This window comes from Streptomyces sp. NPDC005408, from assembly GCF_040606445.1.
Classification (GTDB): Bacteria; Actinomycetota; Actinomycetes; order Streptomycetales; family Streptomycetaceae; genus Streptomyces.
Genome location: NZ_JBEXEX010000001.1, coordinates 242,948 through 265,172, shown reverse-complemented (window position 1 = coordinate 265,172; position 22,225 = coordinate 242,948). Strand labels below are relative to the sequence as shown.

The following is a 22,225-nucleotide window of genomic DNA, read 5'->3' as shown; positions in this document are numbered from 1 at the left end:
TGTCGCCCTGCCCGGTTCATTCTCCCACCAGGTAAGGACGAACACACGGGCCTGTTAGTTCGCGCTTCGCACCGTCACTTTGCCATTGTCGCTGCGCGCCTTCACAACGTGTGAGCTGCTGCTGTCGTTCGGCACGTCGACATTGACATCGCCGTTGTCGCTCTTGGCCGTCACGGCGTACGGAGCGCCCGCGCGCGGCAGCTCGATGAGGATCGACCCGTTGTCACTGTCGGTCTCGACCCGATCGGGCACGGCAAGGAGCCCGAGCCGTACGGCCCCGTTCTCCGAACTGGCACTCACAGTCTTCGCGCTGACGCGCTCGGTGACGACTTTCCCGTTGTCGCTGTCGAGCTTCAACGGCCCGCTGGAGTCCCGTACGGTCACGGCCCCGTTGTCGGACCGGATCGTCAGCGCCGTGTCGAACCCACTGGCGGTCACGCTCCCGTTGTCATCCTCAACGGTCACGGCGACGCCCCGGGGCACCTTGATGGTGTGCCGCGCCTCGCAGTCACTGGCGACGGCATCGCACTTCACCCGGAGGGTGAGCTTCCCGCCCTCCATCTTCCAGGTGGGCTCGGGCCCGTCCCCGAGGAACACCCACCCGTCGACCTGCCTGGTGACCTGCACGTCCTTCACATCGGCGGGCACGAGCTCGATGGCGGAGTCGTCACTGTCGATGGTGAGCGCCTTCCCCGTAAACGGAAACGCCCGCTTCTCGACGGGCGCTTCCCCGGCATCGGCACTGCCGCACCCGGTCAGCGCGAGGGTGAGCAGAGAGGCCCCGCCAAGGGCGACGAGCGCGCGGGTGCGGGTGCGGGTGCCGGTGCGAAGTGCGTCCATGGTGATCGTTCCCCCAGGTCTGGTTCTGCCGGTGTCGCCGGTGTGCCTTCACCGTATGGAGTGAGGAGGGTGCGGAACGATCCGGGCGACCACCGGGTGCGGGGTGGGGGTAGCCCCAGTACTGGTAGCCGGAGGGTGTCGGGGCCCCCGGCCACCGGGAACGGGTTTGCAGGGCGGCCCCATCTGCCATGTACGCTGTTCCCTCATCCACGGGTGCGTAGCTCAGGGGTAGAGCGCTGCTCTTACAAAGCAGATGTCGGCGGTTCGAAACCGTCCGCGCCCACCAGTGAAAACGCCCTCCGCTGCGACCGGCGGATTCTAGAGATCGTCGCAACACGTGATCACTGACGTGTGGTGGTGAGGAGTTTATGCAGGCGCTCGGCTGGGGTTTCCCAGCCGAGCGTTTTGCGTGGGCGGCCGTTGAGTTCGGAGGCGACGGTGTCGAGGTGCTCTCGGGTGTGGGTCTTGAGGTCGGTGCTCTTGGGGAAGTACTGGCGGAGCAGGCCGTTGGTGTTCTCGTTGGAGCCGCGTTGCCAGGGGCTGGCCGGGTCGCAGAAGTAGACGGGCATGTCCGCGGCCATCGCGAACTCGTGGTGGCGTCCCATCTCGCTGCCCTGGTCCCAGGTCAGGGAGCGTTTCAGGTGGGGTGGGAGGGTCTTTACGGTCTCCAGCAGAGCGTCGCGCATCGTGACGGCACCGTGGTCGCCGGGCAGATGGACGAGCATCACGTAGCGGGTGGTTCGTTCGACGAGGGTGCCGATGGCCGAGACGCCGTCCTTGCCGATGATGAGGTCGCCTTCCCAGTGCCCCGGGATTGCGCGGTCGTCGGCTTCGGCGGGACGCTCGCTGATCATGACCATGGGGTGGGAGTAGCGCGGCTGTCGTTGCTGTGCCTGGCGGCGGGGTTTGCGGCGGGCGCGTCCGCTGCGGAGAGCCTTGGCCAGCTCGCGGCGGAGTTCGCCGCGGCCCTGGATGTAGAGGGCCTGATAGATCGTCTCGTGGACCACGTGCATCTCCGGGCGGTCGGGAAGTCCCGGCGGAGGTGCTGGACTATCTGTTCCGGGCTCCAGCGCCTGCTCAGGCGCTCCTGGATGTAGTCCCGCAGTGCGGGGTCCTGGCCTATCTTGCTCGGCTTGGGGCGAGGCCGGCGGGACTCGGCTCGGGCCTGCGCCGCGTAGGGGCGGTACTGGCCGTTGGTGGGATGCCGGTTGCGGCGTATCTCACGGCTGATGGTCGAGGGACTCCGCTTCAGGTCCGCCGCGATCTTCCGGACCGTGGTCTTCTCCCGCACCATGTCGGCGATGTAGAGCCGCTCTTCCTGTGTCAGGTACCGAGACGACGAAACGACCCGGCTTGCCCGCACCTTGTGTGCGGGCAAGCCGGGTCTGTTTTTCGTTGGAGCTGTTCCGTTGCGCCATCGCTTGCCGGTCCGCCGGTTGATGCCGACGATCCGGCACGCTTCCCGGCTGCTCACACCTTGATCCATGAGCCGGAAGTATTCATCCCGCTCACGAACCAGCTTCTTGCGTCCCTGCGATGAGCGGATCTTGCGGATCTCGAAGGCCATCGGGTCCCCGGAGGTCGGGTGTTGCGATGACCGCTAGAACTCAAGACCGCTGTGGGGGGCGTTGACGGTAGTAGTTGACGGCAGTCGGTGAGGCTGCGCTGGCGAGGCAGCAAGAAGAGGCTCGCACCGGCCGCGGTGGAAGTTTCCCTACTCCAATAAAGGCGGCTCGCTCCGCTCGAGCGAGCACCACATGCGAGACGGTAGCCCGCTGTGGCTGGGGCGGTCGGCTCCACGGCTCTAGGCAGCCACCATGGGGCGAGCCTCCAAGATCATGGCCCCGATCGGGCAATTGCGGGCAGGCGAGGAGCCAGCCCGATTCGCGGCCAGCGTAAGGGGCCATGATCTCTCGCCCCATGGCAGCTCCCGCCCAAAGCCGCTCCGTAAGTTGGTTGGCGGTCCGGGGGAGTCGGGTGTGGCTCTAAAACCGCTTGCCCGTAGGTGGCTCCGGTGGAGTGGCCGCCCGACTCTCCGGGACGCCCTGGCCGCTGATTGAGATGTGCGCATTGGTCGCTGTTTACGGAGCTGACGGCGGGTGTTCCTCGGACCGAACGGCATGCCGCCCGAATTTGAGGAGACGCACATGGCCGACCATCTGCCCCACCTTTGGGTCGGTATCGACGCTGGCAAAGCCCATCACTGGCTCGCCGCGGTCGACGACACAGGTGCAACAATCTGGAGCAAGAAGGTTCACAACGACGAGGCCGCGATACTGACCGCGCTCGGCGAGATCCTCAACCTCGCGGACGAAGTGCACTGGTCTGTGGACATCGCCGGCACAGCGTCCGCGCTGTTGCTGGCCTTACTCGCTGCCCATGGCCAACAGGCCCTCTACGTTCCCGGCCGGACGGTCAACCGGATGTCCGGCGCCTACCGTGGCGAAGCCAAGACCGACGCCCGTGACGCCTACGTCATCGCCGACACAGCCCGCCTGCGGCGAGACTTCAGCTCCATCGCCGTGCCCGCCCAGCTCACCGCCGACCTGGCCCTGCTGACCGCTCACCGATCCGACCTGATCGCCGACCGCGTCCGCATGCTCAACCGGCTCCGCGACACGCTCACCGGCATCTTTCCCGCGCTGGAACGCGCCTTCGAATACGCCGACCACAAAGGTGCGCTCATGCACACACTCCACCGCGCCTCCTCGCGCGGAGAGGACGAGCTCAAATCAGCAGCGGCACAGTACGGCGGCGTCGCAGCCTTCGACTACCCATGGCGAACCGACTATCCGGGATGACGAAGTGGTCGAGGCGACCACCTCAGCTACGTGCCCGAAGCGCGCCCGGTCAGTCGGGGACCCGGCGGGCAGGCGCTCGAAGGCCCTTGACTCGGCCATTGAGACTCCACCGACCGCATGGGCACGCTCGCACCCAGATGGTCCAGCCGCTCTCACGCATCGCGAATTCGGGTCAGCGGACTGAGCGTGGGCGGCCGAAGAGGTCAGCCCTGCTGCAGCGCGGCAAGCCCCTTCTGCAGGTCTTCGCTGTTCATTACCGGCTGGATCTCGATCTTCGCGCCGAGTCCCTCGAAGAGCGGCTCCGCGATGGTGGGCAGCAGCGAACTGTCCTGCATGTCGAAGACGAAGGTGCAGGACCGCCCGCCCTCGCTGGGGCCGAAGTAGGCCGCCTCGGGCTTGAGCCGTTCCGTCATCGACTGCATGATTTTCGGCAGTGTGCCGTTCTTGAGTGCCTCATTCGAAATCTGGGTGTCCAGATGCGCTCTCAGCATGACCCTCATCGCTTGCTCCTTCCGTCCACCACGACCGGCGCGGTCTCGTCCACGCTCGCTGAGACCTGGTGACGTCCCGCTCAGCCTCTCCTCGAGTGATCAGGGCAGCAACATCTCGTCCTCCGTCCGTGCCGCCGTGGATGCAGCCGTGCTGATAGTTCACATCGAGGGGCGGCCTGACTTGCCGATCAAGTTACCGACCCGCAGGGGCACTTGGCCTCCGTGCCAAGTCCGTGTCAGATTGCCGGGTTAACCTCGGCCAACTGGGGCGTGTGGACCCTCGGCCGCCGGCCTGCTGCCGCTCCACACCTATTGACCAGCGGAGGCGAAGCAGAGAGGTCACTGCTCAGCTCCTCAGCGTCCCGTCGGAGCCGCAGGCCCCGTAAGGTCCCCACCATGGTGACTGCGACTGTCCGCGAGTGGCGCGAGGAGGAAGGGTGGGGCGTGCTCGACTCTCCCGAGACTCCCGGCGGGTGCTGGGGCCACTATTCCGCCATCCAAATGGTGGGTTTCCGCACGCTGTCGCCCGGGCAGCAGGTAGACCTCAAGTGGGATGCCCCCGGCTTCAAACAGGACGGGTACGACTACCGCGCCGTGAGCATCGTGCCTCGGCCTGCCTGACAATCACGCCTGTCGAATGCGTGTCGAAGAAATCTCAAAGCCCAAGGCGCAGGAGCCAGGACAACCAGGTCAGGTGCCCCGGACTGTATCAACAGCCACGCGCCTTCTAAGCGCCTGTCCCAGCATGACGGGAAGCTCTCTGCCCTCACGGGAGCGATTGGGGGCCGCCTACGAGACCGGCGAACGCGAAGAACTCGGCGACTACATCGACCAGGCGCTCACAGAGTGCGGCGTGGACGTTCCTGCGCTCACCGCACGCCATGGGCTGGGCCCGTACGAGATCACCGACAAGTGGCGCGACTGGTAGACACCCGCGGCGTGCCATTGCCGTGCCAGAACGGCCGGGCAGTAGCGGTCAGTCGGGGGTAGCGGCGGTGTCAGCCTGCACCCCGTGACGGCGGCCGCGCGGAGGCGGGATGAGCTGGGCGAACGTCTCAGAGATCGGTGCCAGGCCTACAAAGCAGATGTCGGCGGTTCGAAGCCGTCCGCGCCCACCAGTGAAAAGGCCCCCAGTCGATCATGGCTGGGGGCCTTTGACATCCAGTTCTGACATCAACCGGGGGCGGTCATTGACGACCGGCCGCCGCTTGAGCATCCGGTCCAGATGGCTCACTGCCGCCCTGGGGCGGGACGAGCTGCGGGAGGCAGCCCGCGCCGTCATGGCGGTTACTTCGGGTCGCGGTTGAACTTCGAGGTCGACCAGAAGTATCCGAGCACGGCGAGCCCCAGGCACCAGGCGATCGCGAGCCACCCGTTGTTGCCGATCTCGCTGCCGAGCAGCAGCCCCCGCAGCGTCTCGATGGCCGGGGTGAACGGTTGGTACTCGGCGATCGGCTGGAACCAGCCCGGCATCGCGTCGACCGGGACGAAGGCGCTGGAGAGGAGCGGCAGCAGGATCATCGGCATCGCGTTGTTGCTGGCGGCCTCGGCGTTCGGGCTGATCAGGCCCATGCCGACCGCGACCCAGGTGAGCGCCATGGCGAACAGCACGAGCAGCCCGAACGCCGCCAGCCACTCCAGGACGCCGGCATCCGTGGACCGGAAGCCGATGGCCACGGCGACGGCGCCCACGAGGACCACGCTCATGATCGACTGCAGCACGCTGCCGACGACGTGCCCGACGAGCACCGAGCCGCGGTGGATCGCCATCGTGCGGAAGCGGGCGATGACGCCCTCGGTCATGTCGTTGGAGACGGACACCGCGGTCCCGACCACGGTGCCGCCGATGGTCATCAGCAGGATGCCCGGGACGATATACGCGATGTACTCGGAGCGGTCCGCACCGCCGCCGCCGATGCCCGCGCTCATCACGTCGCCGAAGACGTAGACGAAGAGGAACAGCAGCATGATCGGGGTGAGCAGCAGGTTCAGGGTGAGGGACGGATAGCGCCGCGCGTGCAGGAGGTTGCGGCGAAGCATGGTGGACGAGTCGCGTACGGCGAGGGAGAGGGAGCTCATCGGACGGTCTCCTTGGGCTGGTTGGGGACGGCGGCGCCGCCGGTCAGGGCGAAGAAGACGTCGTCGAGGTCGGGGGTGTGCACGGTCAGCTCGTCCGCCTCGATGTCGGCCGAGTCCAGCCAGTCGAGGATGGCGCGCAGCTCGCGCTGGCTGCCGTCGCTGGGGATCTGCAGCGACAGCGCCTCGTCGTCGCGGGTGACCTCGCGCAGGGCGACGGCGGCGGACTGGTACGCGGACGGGTCGGCGAACCGCAGCCGCACGTGCCCGCCCGGGATGAGTCGCTTCAGCTCGTCGGCGCTCCCCTCGGCGGCGATCTTGCCGTCGTTGAGCACCGCGATACGGTCGGCGAGTTCGTCGGCCTCCTCCAGGTACTGGGTGGTGAGGAAGACCGTGACGCCGCCCGTGACGAGCTCTCGGATGATCCCCCACATGTTGTGGCGGCTGCGCGGGTCGAGGCCGGTGGTCGGCTCGTCGAGGAAGATGATCCGCGGGTTGCCGACCAGCGTCATGGCGAGGTCGAGGCGGCGCTTCATGCCGCCGGAGTAGGTGGAGGCGGGCTTCTTCGCGGCCTCCACCAGGTCGAAGCGCTCGAGCAGTTCGGCGGCGGTGCGCCGCCCCTCGCGGCGGGAGAGGTGGTGCAGGTCCGCCATGAGGAGCATGTTCTCCTCGCCGGTGATCAGGTTGTCGACTGCGGAGAACTGCCCGGTGACGCCGATCGCGGCGCGCACCGCCTGCGGGTCGGCGGCCAGGTCGTGGCCGCCGACGCGGATGTCGCCAGAGCCGGCGTCGGCGGAGATGAGAGTGGAGAGGATCTTGACAACGGTGGTCTTGCCGGCGCCGTTCGGGCCGAGCAGCGCGAAGACGGTGCCTGCCGGGATGCGCAGGTCGATCCCGTCGAGGACGAGCTTGTCGCCGTAGGACTTGCGCAGGCCGACGGTGGAGACGGCGGCGGGCGGCTCCTGGCCGTTGCCGCCCCTGGACATGGGCATGACAGATGAAGGCATGAGGCCCTCCCGATCGAAGGCTGAAGTGACTGGGGGGTGGGCGAGTTGGCGGGGCCGGTGCTCAGGCCCGGGCGCGGCGCACGTCGATGTTGCCGTTGCGGGTCCGGGCGCGGACCTCGACGGTGTCCTCGGTCTTCTCCGGGGTCTCGGAGGCGGTGAGCGTGTTGCGCACCTGCCCGGAGCCGGAGCTGACGTCGAGCCAGGCGGCGGTGCCCTCGCGGATGCCGACCTCGATGGCGCCGTAGGAGGTCTCCAACTGGACGGTGCCGCAGGCGACTTCGGCGACGCGCAGAGTGCCGTGGGCGGTGGTGGCGGCGACCGAGCTCTCGGCGCGCGCGATGTCGATGTCGCCGTTGGCGCCGCTCACCCGCAGGTCGCCGGTCGCGGTGCCGACGGTCGTGGTGCCGTGCGAGTTCTTCAGGACGGCGGGGCCGTCGACGGTGCCGACGCGCAGGCTGCCGGAGCTGGTGGTGATCTCGGCCGTGCCCTCGATCCGGTCGACGGTGATCGAGCCGTGGGAGGCGGTCAGTTGGAGCGGCCCGGTCGTGTCGAGGCGGACGTCACCGGACGAGGTCTTCACGCGGACCTCGCCGAGCCGTCCCTCGCCGAGCACCTGGGCCCAGGCGCCGGTCATGTCGACGCGCGAGCCCGTGGGCAGTTCGACCGTCACGTCGACGGTGCCGGTGCGCCCGACGAGATAGCGCTGCTTGGGCGTCCTGACGGTCAGGACGCCGCTCGCGTATGTGACCTCGGTCTGGTCGGCCGACCGCACGTCCTGGTCCTTCTTCGGGTCGCGGGGCCGCACCTCGACGACCGTGTCGAGGCGGTCGCCCGCGGTGAACTGGATGGAACCGGCGGACACGTGTGCGGTGACCGAAATCGGTTCGGGAGTGTCGAAAGAAGGCATGGCTGTGCTCTCCTCATGAGTCCTTGGGGCGTCCCTCGTGGGACGTGGCGTGGGTGAAGTGAGGCGGGCGCGGGCGCGGCTAGCGCACCCAGCCCGTGAAGCTCTGTCCGATGGTGCGGGTCTTCTCCGTCGTACGCGGCTGCGTGCCACCGTCGACCGCGGCCGACACGGCCCGCACCAGCCATGCGTTGACCGACAGGCCCTCGCGGCTCGCGGCCTCCTCGGCGCGCGCCTTGAGGTGGGCCGGCAGGCGCAGGTTGACGCGGGCGGTGCCGCCCTCGTCCGTGTCGGCGGGGACCGGGGCCGGTGCGGGCGCCGGTGCGTCGAGCGGTTCGGTCCGGTCCTCGTGCTGCGGCAGCACCACCACGAAGTCGGGGTCGAGGCCGCGCAGTCGTACGTCGACCGAGCCGGGGGCGAGTTCACGGGTGATCTCGTCCATGGCGGCGGAGAGCACATTGAGCATGGTCAGGCGGGTGGCCGACTCCAGCGGAGCGGTGAGCCGCTCGGCGAGCTCGCGGGCTTCGTCACCCCCGGCTTCGGCGGCCACGGCCAGTTCCCTGCGGAGTGTTTCGATGTACGGCGTGAGGTCCATGACGCCATAGTGGCACCATTGTGGTGCCACTAGCAAGCCTGAAGGTGCGACACGTGGCGCGGGGTGGGGTTCCGAGCTGACAGATGGGTCCGTCGTTGCAGGTCAGGGGCGGGCGAGGGATGGGCGGGTTACGGTGCCAAGTTGTCGCGGGGTGGTGCCGACTCGGTGCGCATCGGCGACTCGCGCTACCTGGCTGCGGACGGGGCAGTTGCCGCCAACGAACTTGCAAAGCAGATGTCGGCGGTTCGAAACCGTCCGTGCCCACCAGTAGGAAGCACGGCAAAGGCCCAGGTAACCGGCAGCAACCGGGAGCCTGGGCCTTGTTCGTCTGGCAGTGCTGCGGGCGCTGGAGCGCACGCGGGTGGGGCTATGGGGTCACCACGTTGAACGCCTCGTAGATCTTCGGCTCGACGTCGGGCATTCCGGCCTCCCGCAGCAGGGGCGCGAGCTTCTCTCCGAACTGCTGGAACGCCTCTTTCGTCTCCCAGACGTCTGTTACGAACCAGCCCGTGGGGCTGGGCCCGGTGGCGTGGGAGATCAGACCGGGTACCGGCCAGTCCGAGGGCTTCTTGACCGAGCCGCGCCCGCCGGTCAACTTGTTGGTGACCTGCTCGTACTGGGCTTGCGTACCGCCCGGAAAATCGAAGGTGATGATGATCGCCATGCTGAAACCCGCTGTCCCTTGATTGCCGCGGATGCCTTCAGTTGATCAGCACGGGAACCGGGTTGCCCGGGGAGCGCGGCCATCCGGACGTAGGGCTACCCGCCTGCCATTTTCCGGCAGGGGCGCGGAGGCGGTACGCGCCACTGCAGTTACCGCGGCTGCCAGGCTCGTACGAGGTCCTCCGGTCCCCAGTGCGCGGCGAGCGGCAGACCGTCCGCCACCCCACAGCGGGAGACCGCGACCAGTGCCGTGTCCGGTTCGGCACCCGGGACGGCGAGCATGTCGCGCACAAGGGCGTCGTACTCCCGGCGACCGAAAGGCTGGCTTTCCAGCCACTTCACCGAGCCGATGAAGTGGACCTCCCTGCCGACCGGCTCACGATCGGCGCCGACCAGGTCGATCTCGGGTTTGTTCTGGCGGTTCCACCAGCCTCCCACCGCTTCCGTCTCCGGCCAGTCGGCATTGGGCAGCAGCCGCATCAGAGACTCACGGATCATTGGCTCGACCGCGCGCCCACGCCAGGTCGGCCACGACCGCTCGATGCGCTCCAGCGCCACATCGCCCCGTCCCCGCTCGATGAGCGGGATGGCGCGCTGCAGGAATGCCAGCCAGAAGCGCAGGTAGGGGTCGGCGATGCGGTAGCGCTTGTTCTTGGTGTCGGGCTTGGTCGAGAGCGGCAGGTCGGTGGCCAGCACCCGCTTGGCCTGCAGCATGTTCAGCAGCGGCGAAAGCGTGCCGGAGGGCAGCGCGCGGGCGCCGCCGGCCTGAGCGGCGATGGTGCTGAACGTGCGCTCGCCACTGCCCACCGCCTCCAGGACCGCCCGCGCATGCGAGGCTTCGGGGAATTCGCCGAGCAACGTCAGCTCTCCCGCCACCAGCAGCGGCGACAGCGGATTGGCCACCGACTCCCGCATGAAGTCCAGTCGGTTCATGCCCGGCCGCCATGCCTGCACGATCTCCGGAAAGCCACCGGTGATCAGCAGCGCGTCCACCGCCTCTGCCGCGTCCAGGCCAGTCATGGCCTGCACGTCGGCCAGGTGCAGTGGCTGAACGGTCATCTTCGCCGCCCGTCCGAAGAACGGACGCCCGTACGACTGCAACGCCTCCATCACCGACATGTCGCTGCCGACCAGCACCAGCAGGACGGGCTTGGCCGACAGATGCCGGTCCCACACGGTCTGCAGAGCGCCTTCGAACTCTTGGTCCTGCTCGACCAGCCAGGGGACCTCGTCGATCACGGCAATGCTCGGCAGGTCGTCCGGAACTGCCACAGCCAGCGATCGCAGAGCCTGGTTCCAGTCCCCCGCTTGCAACCCGGAGACCAGATCCGCCCCCGGGAGCGGTGACTGTCCCAGCGCTGTTGTGAAGTCCGCCCGCTCGGCGGCCGGATTACGGCCCCGCGTCGCCTGGAACACCACGTAGGGCACCCCCGACCGGTCACAGAACTCCTGGACCAGGCGCGACTTCCCCACGCGTCGGCGCCCTGTCATGATCACGGCCCGGCCCCGAGTGGCCGCGCGACCTTTCGCGACCTCGCTGAGCTGATGACTGAGCATCTCCAGATCCGCAGCCCGGCCTTGGAAGTCCATGACTGCCTCCCTGGCATAGGTAGAACAATTCTTACGTAGATTGAATCTACCATTAGGGCCTTCGGTTCGCAGGAATGGAAGGAGCGCTGACGGACCCGGGTTGATCCCGGTCAGGGCGTGCGGAGGTGGATGAGTTCCGGTCGCCGCGGCGGTCTTCAATATGTACGGACTCGAAGAAGCCCGCCCACGGGCGGCATCCTTGGAGGGCGCAGCCGTGGTTGACGATGAGACGCAGATCCGGACATTGATCGAGCGCTGGGCACAAGCCGTGCACGCCGGTGATCTGGCGGGGGTTCTCGCTGAACATGCCGAGGACATCGTGATGTTCGACGTGCCGCCACCGAGTGACGGGGTACGGGGGATCGATCCCTACCGCGCGACGTGGCCGCCCTTCTTCACATGGCAGCGGCAGGGCGCCTCTTTTGAGATTGTCTCGCTCGACGTCACAGCAGGGGACGACGTCGCCTTCGCGTACGCACTGCTGCGCTGCGGGACTCAGAAGGAGCTGGAAGAAGACTCCGAAAACCGTCTGCGCCTGACGGTCGGGCTGCGGAAGGAACGCGGGCGCTGGGTCGTGGCGAACGAACACCATTCGTTCCCGGCCAAAGACTGACGGAGCGGCCACCGTTCGCCCAGTTGGGAGGCGGGCGCGCACCGTCGTGCCGCCGGCCCGGTCTCAGGCCATCGTCCGCAGGTGCTCGTCGAGGCGCTCGTACTGCTCGACCACTCCCGCCTCCATGCCCATGGCGATCACATTGGCGAGGATCTCCGCCGACGGCCAGAGTGAGGTGCTGGTCAGTGTCGTCCGGCCGTCCTTCTCGTCGAAGGTGAGGGTGGTCAGGACCGCGGGGCCCGGCATCTGTTCGAAGATTTCCGTGTAGACGATGCGCTCGGGCGGCACGATCTCCTTGTACTCGCCCGAGAACACGACGTCGTTGCCGTCGGGGCCCGTCTGGCCCCAGCGCCAGGCGCCGCCCACACGGAAGTCGATCTCGCAGACGGACGTCGTCATCGAGCGGAGGCCGTACCACTGGCGGACGTGTTCCGGCTTGGTCCAGGCCTCGAAGACGAGGCTGCGGGGGGCGTCGAAGACGCGGGTGATGACGAGCTCACGGTCCGACGGTGTGGTCAGCGTCGTCGGGTGCTCACTGGCTTTCGATGTCATTGTTCCGCTGCCTTTCCTGAAGATCGATCAGATACTCGTCGAGCCGGCCGAAACTCTCCTCCCAGAACCTGCGGTAGCTCTCCAGCCACGCGGTGACGTCCTTGAGCGGGCCGGCCCGCAGATGGCAGGGGCGGTACTGGGCGTCGCGGCCCCTCGTGATCAGGCCCGCGCGTTCCAGCACCTTCAGGTGCTTGGAGATGGCCTGAAGGCTGATGTCGAACGGCTCTGCCAGCTCATTGACCGTCGCCGCGCCGTCGGCGAGGCGCGCCAGGATGGCCCGGCGGGTCGGGTCGGCGAGGGCGCCGAACGTGGTGCTGAGCGGGTCGTCTGCCATCTCGTAATCAACCATCCAGTTGTTCAACCGATAGGTTGAGCATGCCTCTCGGGGCACCCACTGTCAACCCCCGTCGAGGCGATACGCTCCGCGCGGATCATCTGTACTGGCGGCTGCTGGACGCCCTCGCGTACGCACCCGACGGGGAGAAACTCGCCGTCCCTGGCGGAAGTTGGGGCGAACGGATCTGACGGCCGGCCTCCTCGCTGGGCGCCTGGAGGAGTACGTGCAGAGCCTCTTCGGCCGTTTCGGCCGATTCCGCCGCCGCGGGACGGCCGCGGGCCGGTCGCGGCTGCCGCACAGGGGTTGACGCGGTCATGTAAAGGGCTCACATTTGACCGCGAACGAGTAAGGAAACTTTCCTAACAGAGAGACCAACCCCCCATGCGTACTCGTACGTTCGCGATCGCCGCCGCCTCCGGCGCCGCCCTGCTCGCCGCCGCCGCGCTGCCCGCTACCGCCAACACCCCGCAGTCCTCAGTCGGTTCGAAGACTCTCGGCACCCGGGAGGGCTCGGTCAGTGCGGCCGACCTGCTGGCCAAGGTCAAGAACTGTTCGCAGATATCCAACGGCAAGTACAAGTCGGACACCGAGACCTCGGCCAACATCCCGGTCTGCGGAAAGAACGGCGCGGTGTTCTGGAAGGCCGACATGGACGTCGACTGCGACGGCCAGGTCACCAGCAAGTGCAACGCCGACACCGACCCCTGGTTCCAGGACGACACAGCGTTCCACCAGTCCAACGGCAAGCCGCTCAACGCCGAGAAGCTGCCGTACGTCGTCGTGCCGAGCAGCAGCAGCATCTGGAACTACTCCAGCGCCGGGATCAAGGGCGGCGGTGTCGTCGCCGTCATCTACAACAACAAGGTCGAGTACGCCGTCGTCGGCGACACCGGTCCCAACAAGATCATCGGCGAGGCGTCGTACGCCACGGCCCAGGCGCTGGGCATCGACCCGAACCCGGAGACCGGCGGCGCGGAGTCCGGAGTCACGTACATCCTGTTCAAGAACTCCAAGGTCTCGCCCATCGAGAGCCACAGCGCCGCGGTGAGCCTCGGCGACTCCCTCGCCAAGAAGTTCCTCCAGGAGAACTAGGTCCTCGCCGGGCCGGACTCGCTCGGCAAGGCGACGCGCGGTCTCGTGGGTGCCCCGAAAGCGCGCTCAGTTCGCCCTTGAACTGCCGGACGCGGCAGGCGCCGTGCCGTATGTTGCGGTGCGACGATCACTGGGGAGGACGCATGGCCGCCGAAGTCGGTGTGCAGGGGACCGTGGCCGTGGGCTTCGAGGGCGTACGGGAGGAGTTCGCCGCCGTACTCGACGAGGGGATCACCACGTCCGGCGCTCAGCTCGCGGCGTACGTCGGCGGGCGCCAGGTTGTCGATCTGTGGGCCGGGGACGGCATGGCGGGCGACTCGCTCACCGCCGTCTACTCCGTCACCAAGGGCGCTGCGCATCTGATCGTGGCGATGCTCGTGCAGGAGGGGACGCTGGATCTCGGCCTCGAAGTCGCCCACTACTGGCCGGAGTTCGCCGCCGAGGGCAAGGGTGCTCTCACCCTGCGACAGCTGCTGATGCACCAGTCCGGGGTGATCGGGTCGGACGGCGGCCTCAGCAAGGCCGAGCTCGCCGACGACGGGCTGATCGCCGAACGGCTGGCGGGCCAGCGTCCGTTCTGGGAGCCCGGCACGGCGTACGGTTACCACGCCCTGGTGATCGCCGCGCTCACCGGAGAGGTGGTGCGGCGCGTCACCGGGCAGTCGGTCCAGGAGCTGTTCGAGGAGCGGATCAGGGTTCCGTACGGTCTCGACTTCTACCTCGGCCTGCCCGAGCCGCTCGAGGCGCGCTGGCTCGACGCCCAGCCGATGGAGCCCACGCGGGAGCAGCTCGCCGAGCTGGTGGCCAACGCCCCGGGGCGCGACAGCCTGATGGGCATCGCCTTCAACGCCCACGCCAAACCGCCGACGGATCTGGTGCGCTTCGCCAACAGGCGTGACGCGCGGGCACTGGGCCAGGCGTCGGGGGGCGGGGCCGGGAACGCGCGCGGTGTCGCGGGGATGTACGCGGCGGCGGTCAGCGAGGTCGACGGCAGGGCGCCCCTGCTGAAGCCGGAGACGATCGCGGAGTTCGGCCGCCTCCACACGGCGGGCACGGATGTGGTCACCGGCGAGGTGGACCACTTCGGCCTCGGCTTCGAGGCGATGGGGGTGCGGTATCCGTTCCTCGCCCCGGACGCCTTCGGTCACAGCGGCGCGGCGGGCGGGATGGGCTTCGCCGACCCGACCACGGGTGTCGCGTACGGCTATGTGCGCCGGCGCTTCGCCTTCCCGCCGGGTGGCGGGGCCGCGGAGAACGACCGTCTGGCGCGGGAGGTGGTGCGGGCGGCGGCCGCAGTCTGACCGGCCCCCGGTGCTTTGGGCGGACGGCTCGGACGGCCGGTCTCCGACGACTGTCAGACCCGCGAGGCACACTGAAGACATGTGCCGCAGCATCAAGACTCTCCGCCCGCCCGTCCTCCCCGAAGAGGCCACGGAGGAGGACATCCGCGCCGCCTCCTTGCAGTACGTACGCAAGGTGTCCGGTTTCCGCGCCCCCGCCGCGCACAATCGCGAGGTCTTCGAGCAGGCCGTCGAGGCGATAGCCGAGGCGACCCGCACGCTGCTCGAAGGGCTTGAGGTGCGCGGGTCCGGTGGTGCTAGGAGGCCGTCTCCGGAGCCGGTGACCGCTTCGGACGCCGCATGACGTAGGCCGCCAGCGCGCCCGCGGCGAACAGGGCGAGTACGGACACGGCCGCGCCGATCCAGGTCGCGCCGAGCCACTGGCCGCCGAAGTAGCCGAGGCCCACGCTGTAGCCCGCCCAGGCCACACCCGCCAGGGCGGACCAGGGCAGGAAATCCCGCACCTTGCGGTGGGCCGCGCCCGCGCCGAGCGAGACGACCGAGCGTCCCGCGGGGGCGAAGCGTGCGATCACGACGAGCGCTCCGCCGCCGCGGCTGAGGGCCCAGCCAAGACGTTCCTGCGCGCTGGTCAGCTTGCGCGAGCGGGCGATGGCCCGGTCCAGCCGGTCGCCGCCGCGCCAGGCGACGCGGTACGCGGCGAGGTCGCCGAGTACGGAAGCGGTGGCCGCGCACAGGACCAGGGCGAGCAGCGAGGGCACTTCGTGCGGGACCTGCCCGGCGGCGGTCTGGACGGAACCGCTTGCGGCGGTGGTCGAACCCGCCGCGGCCGCGGTCGCAGCCGTGATCACCAGGACTCCGCTGGGCAGCACGGGCAGGAAGACATCGAGAAGTACGGACAGCGCCACCACGGCGTAGATCCATGGGCTGCCGGTCAGCGACCCCATACTCTCGAGCACCCGAACTCCCCGGTTTCGTGAAAAGGCCGCGACGTCGCAGGGGAGCGGCAGGGGCGGCAAGTACAGCTGTACAGCGTACGCCTGGGGTTTCCCTCGAGGATCGCCAGGGGGCGGGTGTTGTGATCGTCACGTCCCGGGCAAAACGGAACGCCCGGATCCTCTCTCGAAGAGGATCCGGGCGTTCCGGGGGTGCTAGGCCGCGACCGCCGCGCCCTGCTCCTTGCGCTCCTCGTCCGCCGCCCGGCTCTCGCCGCGGACGAACAGCCGGTCGAGCGCCAGCGCGCCCGGGCCGGTGAAGACCAGCAGCAGGAAGGCCCAGCAGAACATCGCGGCACCTTCGCCGCTGTTCTGTATCGGGAAGAGGCCTCCGGGCTGGTGGACGTTGAAGTACGCGTACGCCATCGAGCCTGAGGCGATGAACGCGGCACTGCGGGTGCCCAGGCCGAGCAGCACCAGTGCGCCGCCGACCAGCTCAATCACCGCGGCGTACCAGCCGGGCCAGGTGCCGGCCGCGATCTTGTCGCCGCCGAGTACGCCGAAAAGCGAGGAGGCGCCGTGGCAGGTGAACAGCAGGCCGACGACGATGCGGAACAGGCCGAGCGCGTAGGGCTGCGCCTTGTTCAGACGGGTGGACAGCGAGGGATGGGCCATGGGGGGCTCCTTCGGTCTGGGGACGTGAACCGATGAGGGGAGGCCCTAGGTTAGGTGAACCTAATCAATGCTTGCAAGTTCAACATTTGGTCGGCGGTCGATTTCCGCCATGGATTCCGTTTCCGAATCCCGATCCGTGTCGCGGTCGGTCGCCTCCGGCTCCCGAAGGGTGCGCAGCGCGGCGCGCGCCACCGCGTCCGCGTCGGAGAGCGTCACCGAGTCCACGCCCGGCCTGGCCCCGGCCGCGGTCACCCAGTGCACGCCCTCGGTGGGCACGCCGATCGCGAAACGCCGGGGGTGCGGGCGGCCCTGACGGTTGATCAGGCGGTACGGGCGCTGCGTCACGTCCAGTCCTCCGGTTTCGTAACCGTCGATCGCGTGCGGGCGGCACTGGCCCGTCGTCAGCAGCCGCCCCAGCAGCTCGTCGCACGTCCGCCGAAGGTCCGGCTCCGGCAGCCGCGCCTCGATCAGCGCCGTCGCCGTGACGAGCGACCCGGGTACGCCGGGCGACTCGGCGGTGAAGACCCCGTCCGCCGTCCCGAAGCTGGTGCGCGGGCCGATCACGTCCAGTACGCCCGCCTCGATCAGCGCCGTCATCTCCTCGATCCGGCGGCGCGGAGGGCCAATGGAGAGGAAGGCGTTCAACGGGGTGTACCAGCGGTCCAGGTGGTCGCGCCTGGAGGTGCCGGAGAGTCCTGCGTGGTCCACGATCAGCCGCAGTTCGTTGCGGAGGTCGCGCAGTACGTCGAGGGCGGCCTTCAGCGGTCCGGCGACATTGCCGAGCGCGGCCTGGGCGGCGTCCTGGCGCAGATGCGCGAGCAGCCAGCTGCGGTGCTCGGCCGGGGTCCTGAAGCTGACGCCGTCGTACGGGCGCGAAATCCGGTCCCAGGACCAGCGGTCCGCGGGCGCGATTCTGAACTCGTCCAGTACGGCGGCCTCTTGGGCGCTGCCGTGGGGGGCGTCGAGATAGCGGTCCCGGAAGGCGTGGGGTGCGATGCCGTCGGGGCCGGCGAGCAGCGCCTCGTAGTGGACCGTCTCCACTTCCTTGGCGACCAGCGGCCATATCTCGGTGAGGAACTCCGGCGGATCGCCCTCGTCCGCGCGCTTGCGGAAGACGGCGATCACATCCGGGGTGAGGGCGAGCGGTTCGTGCCGCCCTGATGCGCCCTTCGCGTTGTCGCCGCGTGCCTGGTACGGGACGCCGCGTCGCGATCCCGCGTACAGGCGCGGTTCGCGGCCGGAGCGGCGGTAGGTGAGCGCGCCGTCCGCGTCGCGTACGAAGGCTCCGCCGCGGCCTGTCGTCAACAGGGCCATGTGGTCGAAGAAGTTGAGGCCGAGGCCGCGCAGCAGGACCGATTCGCCGGGGGCGACGGCGGAGAGGTCGAGGTCGGCGGGGTTGGCGGGCTCGTAGTAGTGCAGGCGGGGGTGGCGGGAGGCGTACTCGGCGAGGTGCGCTTGGGTCTGGCGGGAGACGGCGGGCAGATGCCCCTGGGCGAGGATCACCGCGGACAGGCCGGTGAGGGTGGTGCCGTCGTCGAGCGTGAGGGTCTGCCGCGGTGCGGCCGGGCGCGCGGACTCGTCTCGTGCGTCGGCCCGGGCGGCCCCGTGCGCGGCGTCGGCCTCCGCCGCGCGGGCCGCGGCCCCGAGTCCGGAGTCCCGGGCCGACTGGCGCGCCGACCCGAGCCCCGCGTCCCGAGCCGCCTGGCGGCCCGCCCCCAGTCCCGCCCCCAGTCCCGCCCCCGGCCCCGCCTCCCGCGCCACCTCGTACCGGTCGTCCTCGAGCCGTACCGCCCGTGCCCGGTGCACCCGGACCGTCAGCGTGTCCGGTGCCGCATCCACCGTCCTGCGGAATGCCCACTCCAGGTAGCGGCCGTAGCAGGCCCGCGTCGGGTAGTCGTCCGGGCCCAGCCGTTCGTCCGTGTGCGCCGCCGCCCACTCGTACAGGCTCGGACCCGGGCGGATCGGGCCTTCGCAGACAACGCTGTCGTCCGTGAACAAAGTGACCTGCGAGGCCACCGTGTTCATCAGCAGTTCCGCCGACTGATCTGTCCGCCACACGCGGCCGGGGCCCGGCGGTGCCGGGTCGACCAGGTGAACCGTCAGCCGTGTCCCAGGGGTGAGCTCGGGCAACGACGCGCAGAGCCTCTCGAGGACGGAGGTGCCGCGCGGGCCCGCGCCGACGACCGCGATGGCGTCGCGGGTGTGGGGGATGGCTGCTGATCGCACGTCGTGCACGTCGGACAAAACGGGAACTCCCGGGGCATGTGGGGTGCTTTGAAGCGGAGTGTCCGCCTCATCATGCCGGGGGCGCGCCGTGAGTCGAACCCCTGGGGCGGAGGATCACCCTCCGCTGTGGGAAGGATCACGGTGCGCGGTCAGCTCCCGCTCGTCCGCCGTGACCAGCCGCGCACCACCGCCCGGACCCATGCCACGACCGGCTCCCACCGCCCGCGCCTGATCCAGCCGCAGCCCCGCCGAACGCCCGCGCAGCGTCAGCGTCATCAGCTGATTGCCGAACCACGGACCGCCCGTCCGCCGCCAGTCGACGGGCGGCCTGCCCGCTCTGCCATGACGGACCAGGGCATGCCCGAGCCGTCGTCCCGCCCGGCTCCAGCCGAAGCGGAAGCCGAGCTGTATGGAGCGCGGGATGGAGTTGTGCACGGGCGAGCAGGTCAGTTGCAGCACCCGGGCGTCCGGCGTATCGCCGGGCCACTCGGGCTCGGCGACGTACGCATGGTGCACATCGCCCGACAGCACGCACACCGTCGCCGGGGCGTCCGGGCCGCTGCCCGCCTCCGCGATCAGCCGTGTCAGCTTCTCGAAGGACTCGGGGAAGGCCGCCCAGTGCTCCAGGTCGGCCCGTCTGCGCAGATCCTCGGCGAAGCGCGCCCAGCGCCCGCCACGCTCGCCCCGGCACAGCGCGGCGTTCCAGCTCTCCGCGTCATGGATCAGGGGCGGCAGCAGCCAGGGCAGGGAGGTCCCGATCAGGAGGTGGTCGTACGAGCCGCGGCCGGCCAGCGCCTGGTCGCGCAGCCAGCGGGCCTCTTCGGCGTCCAGCATCGCCCGCCGCTGCTCGTCCAGGACCCGGCCGGCGCGCGTGTCCACCATCAGCAGCCGGGTCCGGCCGAAGTCGCGGCGGTAACTCCAGCGCACACAGGCCGGGTCGGCGTCCGCCTCGGCGGCGAAGCTCCTCAGCCGGTCGGTCCCGTCGGGCGACGCCCGCACGTCCGCGTACAGCTTGTCCGATTCCAGCTCGGCGGGGGAGAGATTGCCCAGGTGCTGGTAGACCCAGTACGACATCAGCCCGCTGAGCACCCGCTCCGGCCACCACGGCGTACGGCGCATCTCGGCCAGCCAGGACGCGCTGGTGTTCCAGTCGTCTATCACGTCGTGGTCGTCGAAGATCATGCAGCTGGGGACGGTGGAGAGCAGCCAGCGCACCTCGGGGTCGAGCCAGGACTCGTCGTAGAGACGGGTGTACTCCTCGTAGTCCGCGACCTCCGCGCCGGGCGGCTCGCGCAGATCCCGGCGGGCGGCGAGCCATGCCTGCGTCGCCTTGGACGTCGCGTCCGCGTACACCTGGTCGCCGAGCAGCAGCAGCACATCGGGCCGCTCGGCCGTGGGTTCGGTGGCGAGCTTTGCGGCGAGGGTGTCGAGTGCGTCCGGGCCGACCGGGTCGTGCTCACCGGCGGGGGCGGACGACCAGCGGCAGGAGCCGAAGGAGACGGTGACGCCCTCGGAGGGCACATCGGGTGTACGGATGGTGCTCGCCGGGAAGCGGGAGCCTTCGAGCGGCCAGACGCGGCGGCCGTCCAGCAGCACTTCGTACGCAGTCGACGTGCCGGGCGTCAGTCCCGTGACCGGGACCAGGGCGTAGTGGTGTCCTGCGATCTGGAACGTGCGCGAGGTGCCCTCAGCACCGTCCGCGCACCGGACCTCGGCCGTGCACGGCCGGTCGGCCTCGACCCAGACGGTCGCGCTCCCGCCCGACTCCCAGTCGACGTACCGCAGTAGTGGTCCCAGGCGCAGCCCGGCCATGTGTGCCCTCCTCTGTCGCCCCGTACGGTACGGAACGACAGGGGAGGGCCACCAGGTTCCGGCCGTGATCGTGGCCGGACCGACAGTCGCTGGTCAGCAGCCGTTCAGGATGCCCTGGAGGGCGCTCTTCTCGGCCGAGTCCACCTTGAGGTTGTAGTAGTACTTCACGTGCACCCACATCCGGACGTACATGCAGCGGTACGAGGTGCGCGACGGGAGCCACTCCGCCGGGTCCTGATCGCCCTTGGACTGGTTGACGTTGTCGGTGACGGCGATCAGCTGCGGACGGGTGAGGTCGTTGGCGAAGGCCTGGCGCTGGGCGGTGGTCCAGCTGCTCGCGCCGGACTTCCAGGCCTCGGAGAGCGGCACCATGTGGTCGATGTCCACGTCGGACGCGGCGGTCCAGGTGGCGCCGTCGTACTCGGAGAACCAACTGCCGCTGACGGCCGCACAGCTGGAGTCCTGGACGACGTTCGTACCGTCGCGCTTGAGGACGACCTCACGGGTGTTGCACGCACCCGACTGGGTGATCCAGTGCGGGAACTTGTCGCGGCTGTAGCCGGTGGAGGAGCCTTCGGCCGACACGGTGAGCTGGCCGAGGTAGGTACGTGCGGTGGCGGCGCTGACCGGGGTGGGAGGGGAGGCCTGAGCTGCGGGGGCGGTGGCCAGCAGGCCGGTGGCGGCAAGTGCGGAGGTTGCGGCGAGTACGGCTATACGGCGGCTGTTACGCGCGTAGACACCAGGCATGCGAACTCCTTTGATGTGGGGGGAGCTTGGCCGTTCGGGCGTGGCCATGGTTGCGGCGCCAGGTTTCCGTGGGGGGTGCGCCAGGTAACAGGGTGGCGACATGGGCACGTCACATCAAGTGTTCTGACGCCCCGGCACATGCCTTGTTGCGTCGTAGGGTTGCCGGGTGCTGCTGACGGTCAATGTCACCTTCGGGGTCGTACTCGCCGTACTGCTGGCCGTCGCGGCGACCGTGGCCGCCGTGGCTCACCTCGGGCGGGCCCGCGAGATCGCCGTCGCCGGCGTCCGCGCGGCGGTCCAACTCGCCGCCGTCTCCCTGGTGATCCGCTGGGTCGTCAACTCCCTGCCGCTGCTCATCGCGTTTCTGCTGCTGATGTACGCGGTCGCCGTACGCACGGCAGGGCGGCGCATCACCAAGAACGGCACCTGGTGGTGGGCCTGGCTGCCGATCGCCGCCGGCGTCGCGCCCGTCGTCTGCGCCCTGCTGCTCACCGGACTCGTGCCGCTCAAGGGCATCGCGCTGATCCCGGTGACCGGAATCCTCATCGGCGGCGCGCTCACCGCGACCGTGCTCGGCGGGCGGCGGGCGCTCGACGAGCTCGGGCTGCGGCACGGCGAGGTCGAGGCGGGGATGGCGCTCGGGCTGCTCGACCGCGACGCCCGGATGGAGGTCGCGCGCCCGGTCGCGTCCGACGCGCTGCTGCCGGGGCTCGACCAGACCAGGACCGTGGGGCTCGTCACACTGCCGGGCGCGTTCGTCGGCATGCTGCTCGGCGGAGCGTCCCCGCTGCTGGCCGGTGCGGTGCAGCTGTTTGTGCTGGTCGCGCTGATGGCGGTGCAGGCGGTTGCGGTGTCGCTGGTACTGGAACTGGTGGCGCGGGGGCGGCTGTACCGGGATCCGGCGTGAAGGGTGTGGTGCCGTACCCTGAACGGAGCAGAAGGGGAGTAGCTCTTCGCCGGAACGTCGACAT

The 22,225-nt window shown here is 69.3% G+C and carries 22 protein-coding genes, 1 tRNA gene and 3 pseudogenes; 10 read left to right on the top strand and 16 right to left on the bottom strand.

Annotation, left to right across the window (positions count from 1 at the left end; all coding sequences use genetic code 11):
• Positions 1-54: 54 nt before the first annotated feature.
• Positions 55-840 carry a DUF4097 family beta strand repeat-containing protein gene (locus tag ABZS64_RS01100; protein ID WP_355821731.1) on the bottom strand — a complete coding sequence of 262 codons (786 nt, stop codon included), beginning with the start codon at positions 838-840 and terminating at the stop codon, positions 55-57.
• A 211-nt stretch (positions 841-1,051) separates the two neighbouring features.
• On the opposite strand from ABZS64_RS01100, the gene ABZS64_RS01095 reads away from it, so the two are divergent.
• Positions 1,052-1,126 (top strand) — tRNA-Val (locus ABZS64_RS01095).
• 55 nt (positions 1,127-1,181) lie between these two features.
• Here ABZS64_RS01095 and ABZS64_RS01090 read toward each other — a convergent pair.
• A pseudogene (locus tag ABZS64_RS01090) lies at positions 1,182-2,407 on the bottom strand (IS30 family transposase).
• A gap of 580 nt (positions 2,408-2,987) precedes the next feature.
• On the opposite strand from ABZS64_RS01090, the pseudogene ABZS64_RS01085 reads away from it, so the two are divergent.
• Positions 2,988-3,527, top strand: a pseudogene (locus tag ABZS64_RS01085) (IS110 family transposase); the annotation flags it as partial.
• A 317-nt stretch (positions 3,528-3,844) separates the two neighbouring features.
• Here ABZS64_RS01085 and ABZS64_RS01080 read toward each other — a convergent pair.
• Entirely contained in the window at positions 3,845-4,141 is a 297-nt protein-coding gene (locus tag ABZS64_RS01080) for a DUF3303 family protein (RefSeq protein ID WP_175258747.1), read from the bottom strand.
• Between the two features lie 387 nt (positions 4,142-4,528).
• Between ABZS64_RS01080 and ABZS64_RS01075 the strand changes: the two genes are divergently transcribed.
• Together ABZS64_RS01075 and ABZS64_RS01070 are read left to right on the top strand one after the other, a co-directional pair.
• Positions 4,529-4,753, top strand: coding sequence for a cold shock domain-containing protein (locus ABZS64_RS01075; RefSeq protein ID WP_355821729.1), 225 nt, complete (start codon positions 4,529-4,531; stop codon positions 4,751-4,753).
• A 124-nt stretch (positions 4,754-4,877) separates the two neighbouring features.
• A complete protein-coding gene (locus ABZS64_RS01070; RefSeq protein WP_355821727.1) occupies positions 4,878-5,060 on the top strand; it encodes a hypothetical protein in 183 nt (60 codons plus the stop codon).
• A 359-nt stretch (positions 5,061-5,419) separates the two neighbouring features.
• On the opposite strand, the gene ABZS64_RS01065 is transcribed toward ABZS64_RS01070, so the two are convergent.
• The 6 genes from ABZS64_RS01065 to ABZS64_RS01040 form a co-directional block, all read right to left on the bottom strand.
• Positions 5,420-6,211 carry an ABC transporter permease gene (locus ABZS64_RS01065; RefSeq protein ID WP_355821725.1) on the bottom strand — a complete coding sequence of 264 codons (792 nt, stop codon included), beginning with the start codon at positions 6,209-6,211 and terminating at the stop codon, positions 5,420-5,422.
• Positions 6,208-7,215, bottom strand: coding sequence for an ATP-binding cassette domain-containing protein (locus ABZS64_RS01060; protein WP_355821723.1), 1,008 nt, complete (start codon positions 7,213-7,215; stop codon positions 6,208-6,210). The genes ABZS64_RS01065 and ABZS64_RS01060 overlap by 4 nt, the downstream gene beginning before the upstream one ends.
• Before the next feature lie 61 nt (positions 7,216-7,276).
• Positions 7,277-8,122: a DUF4097 family beta strand repeat-containing protein gene (locus ABZS64_RS01055; protein ID WP_355821721.1), complete on the bottom strand. Its 846-nt coding sequence runs from the start codon at positions 8,120-8,122 to the stop codon at positions 7,277-7,279.
• Positions 8,123-8,201: 79 nt separating this feature from the next.
• Complete coding sequence (locus ABZS64_RS01050) at positions 8,202-8,714, bottom strand: hypothetical protein (protein WP_355821719.1); 513 nt, start codon at positions 8,712-8,714, stop codon at positions 8,202-8,204.
• A 367-nt stretch (positions 8,715-9,081) separates the two neighbouring features.
• Positions 9,082-9,378, bottom strand: coding sequence for a hypothetical protein (locus tag ABZS64_RS01045; protein WP_355821717.1), 297 nt, complete (start codon positions 9,376-9,378; stop codon positions 9,082-9,084).
• Positions 9,379-9,527: 149 nt separating this feature from the next.
• Positions 9,528-10,967 carry an ATP-binding protein gene (locus ABZS64_RS01040; RefSeq protein WP_355821715.1) on the bottom strand — a complete coding sequence of 480 codons (1,440 nt, stop codon included), beginning with the start codon at positions 10,965-10,967 and terminating at the stop codon, positions 9,528-9,530.
• 214 nt (positions 10,968-11,181) lie between these two features.
• Here ABZS64_RS01040 and ABZS64_RS01035 point away from each other — a divergent pair, with 214 nt between their 5' ends.
• On the top strand, positions 11,182-11,580 hold the full coding sequence (locus tag ABZS64_RS01035; protein WP_355821713.1) for an SgcJ/EcaC family oxidoreductase: 399 nt from the start codon (positions 11,182-11,184) through the stop codon (positions 11,578-11,580).
• A 63-nt stretch (positions 11,581-11,643) separates the two neighbouring features.
• On the opposite strand, the gene ABZS64_RS01030 is transcribed toward ABZS64_RS01035, so the two are convergent.
• Complete coding sequence (locus ABZS64_RS01030) at positions 11,644-12,132, bottom strand: SRPBCC family protein (protein ID WP_355821711.1); 489 nt, start codon at positions 12,130-12,132, stop codon at positions 11,644-11,646.
• Positions 12,113-12,466 (bottom strand): metalloregulator ArsR/SmtB family transcription factor, encoded by a 354-nt coding sequence (locus ABZS64_RS01025; protein WP_355821709.1) that lies wholly within the window; start codon positions 12,464-12,466, stop codon positions 12,113-12,115. Before ABZS64_RS01025 ends, ABZS64_RS01030 begins: the two co-directional genes overlap by 20 nt.
• A 95-nt stretch (positions 12,467-12,561) precedes the next feature.
• Here ABZS64_RS01025 and ABZS64_RS01020 point away from each other — a divergent pair.
• The 4 genes and pseudogenes from ABZS64_RS01020 to ABZS64_RS01005 form a co-directional block, all read left to right on the top strand.
• Positions 12,562-12,776, top strand: a pseudogene (locus tag ABZS64_RS01020) (hypothetical protein); the annotation flags it as partial.
• A gap of 74 nt (positions 12,777-12,850) precedes the next feature.
• On the top strand, positions 12,851-13,561 hold the full coding sequence (locus tag ABZS64_RS01015; RefSeq protein ID WP_355821707.1) for a glycoside hydrolase family 75 protein: 711 nt from the start codon (positions 12,851-12,853) through the stop codon (positions 13,559-13,561).
• A gap of 143 nt (positions 13,562-13,704) precedes the next feature.
• On the top strand, positions 13,705-14,862 hold the full coding sequence (locus ABZS64_RS01010) for a serine hydrolase domain-containing protein (RefSeq protein WP_355821705.1): 1,158 nt from the start codon (positions 13,705-13,707) through the stop codon (positions 14,860-14,862).
• Positions 14,863-14,941: 79 nt separating this feature from the next.
• Positions 14,942-15,205: a DUF2277 domain-containing protein gene (locus tag ABZS64_RS01005; protein WP_355821703.1), complete on the top strand. Its 264-nt coding sequence runs from the start codon at positions 14,942-14,944 to the stop codon at positions 15,203-15,205.
• On the opposite strand, the gene ABZS64_RS01000 is transcribed toward ABZS64_RS01005, so the two are convergent.
• The 5 genes from ABZS64_RS01000 to ABZS64_RS00980 all read right to left on the bottom strand — a co-directional run bounded on the left by ABZS64_RS01000 (position 15,159) and on the right by ABZS64_RS00980 (position 21,254).
• On the bottom strand, positions 15,159-15,818 hold the full coding sequence (locus tag ABZS64_RS01000) for a VTT domain-containing protein (RefSeq protein ID WP_355821701.1): 660 nt from the start codon (positions 15,816-15,818) through the stop codon (positions 15,159-15,161). The genes ABZS64_RS01005 and ABZS64_RS01000 overlap by 47 nt on opposite strands.
• 192 nt (positions 15,819-16,010) lie before the next feature.
• Complete coding sequence (locus tag ABZS64_RS00995; protein ID WP_355821699.1) at positions 16,011-16,469, bottom strand: DoxX family protein; 459 nt, start codon at positions 16,467-16,469, stop codon at positions 16,011-16,013.
• 60 nt (positions 16,470-16,529) lie between these two features.
• Complete coding sequence (locus tag ABZS64_RS00990) at positions 16,530-18,695, bottom strand: FAD/NAD(P)-binding protein (protein ID WP_355821697.1); 2,166 nt, start codon at positions 18,693-18,695, stop codon at positions 16,530-16,532.
• A 114-nt stretch (positions 18,696-18,809) separates the two neighbouring features.
• Positions 18,810-20,507: an alkaline phosphatase D family protein gene (locus ABZS64_RS00985; RefSeq protein ID WP_355821695.1), complete on the bottom strand. Its 1,698-nt coding sequence runs from the start codon at positions 20,505-20,507 to the stop codon at positions 18,810-18,812.
• Between the two features lie 93 nt (positions 20,508-20,600).
• The gene (locus ABZS64_RS00980; RefSeq protein ID WP_355821693.1) at positions 20,601-21,254 is read right to left on the bottom strand and encodes an HNH endonuclease family protein; all 654 of its coding nucleotides are present in this window, start codon (positions 21,252-21,254) and stop codon (positions 20,601-20,603) included.
• 166 nt (positions 21,255-21,420) lie between these two features.
• Here ABZS64_RS00980 and ABZS64_RS00975 point away from each other — a divergent pair, with 166 nt between their 5' ends.
• Complete coding sequence (locus tag ABZS64_RS00975; RefSeq protein ID WP_355821691.1) at positions 21,421-22,161, top strand: ABC transporter permease; 741 nt, start codon at positions 21,421-21,423, stop codon at positions 22,159-22,161.
• Positions 22,162-22,225: the final 64 nt, after the last annotated feature.

Coding starts and splice junctions, on each gene's coding strand:
- ABZS64_RS01025 (WP_355821709.1), bottom strand. CDS start 12,466: ATGGCAGACGACCCGCTCAGCACCACGTTCGGCGCCCTCGCCGACCCG.
- ABZS64_RS01075 (WP_355821729.1), top strand. CDS start 4,529: ATGGTGACTGCGACTGTCCGCGAGTGGCGCGAGGAGGAAGGGTGGGGC.
- ABZS64_RS00995 (WP_355821699.1), bottom strand. CDS start 16,469: ATGGCCCATCCCTCGCTGTCCACCCGTCTGAACAAGGCGCAGCCCTAC.
- ABZS64_RS01080 (WP_175258747.1), bottom strand. CDS start 4,141: ATGAGGGTCATGCTGAGAGCGCATCTGGACACCCAGATTTCGAATGAG.
- ABZS64_RS00980 (WP_355821693.1), bottom strand. CDS start 21,254: ATGCCTGGTGTCTACGCGCGTAACAGCCGCCGTATAGCCGTACTCGCC.
- ABZS64_RS01005 (WP_355821703.1), top strand. CDS start 14,942: ATGTGCCGCAGCATCAAGACTCTCCGCCCGCCCGTCCTCCCCGAAGAG.
- ABZS64_RS01045 (WP_355821717.1), bottom strand. CDS start 9,378: ATGGCGATCATCATCACCTTCGATTTTCCGGGCGGTACGCAAGCCCAG.
- ABZS64_RS01030 (WP_355821711.1), bottom strand. CDS start 12,132: ATGACATCGAAAGCCAGTGAGCACCCGACGACGCTGACCACACCGTCG.
- ABZS64_RS01060 (WP_355821723.1), bottom strand. CDS start 7,215: ATGCCTTCATCTGTCATGCCCATGTCCAGGGGCGGCAACGGCCAGGAG.
- ABZS64_RS01050 (WP_355821719.1), bottom strand. CDS start 8,714: ATGGACCTCACGCCGTACATCGAAACACTCCGCAGGGAACTGGCCGTG.
- ABZS64_RS01100 (WP_355821731.1), bottom strand. CDS start 840: ATGGACGCACTTCGCACCGGCACCCGCACCCGCACCCGCGCGCTCGTC.
- ABZS64_RS00985 (WP_355821695.1), bottom strand. CDS start 20,507: ATGGCCGGGCTGCGCCTGGGACCACTACTGCGGTACGTCGACTGGGAG.
- ABZS64_RS01040 (WP_355821715.1), bottom strand. CDS start 10,967: ATGGACTTCCAAGGCCGGGCTGCGGATCTGGAGATGCTCAGTCATCAG.
- ABZS64_RS01065 (WP_355821725.1), bottom strand. CDS start 6,211: ATGAGCTCCCTCTCCCTCGCCGTACGCGACTCGTCCACCATGCTTCGC.
- ABZS64_RS01055 (WP_355821721.1), bottom strand. CDS start 8,122: ATGCCTTCTTTCGACACTCCCGAACCGATTTCGGTCACCGCACACGTG.
- ABZS64_RS01015 (WP_355821707.1), top strand. CDS start 12,851: ATGCGTACTCGTACGTTCGCGATCGCCGCCGCCTCCGGCGCCGCCCTG.
- ABZS64_RS01070 (WP_355821727.1), top strand. CDS start 4,878: ATGACGGGAAGCTCTCTGCCCTCACGGGAGCGATTGGGGGCCGCCTAC.
- ABZS64_RS01010 (WP_355821705.1), top strand. CDS start 13,705: ATGGCCGCCGAAGTCGGTGTGCAGGGGACCGTGGCCGTGGGCTTCGAG.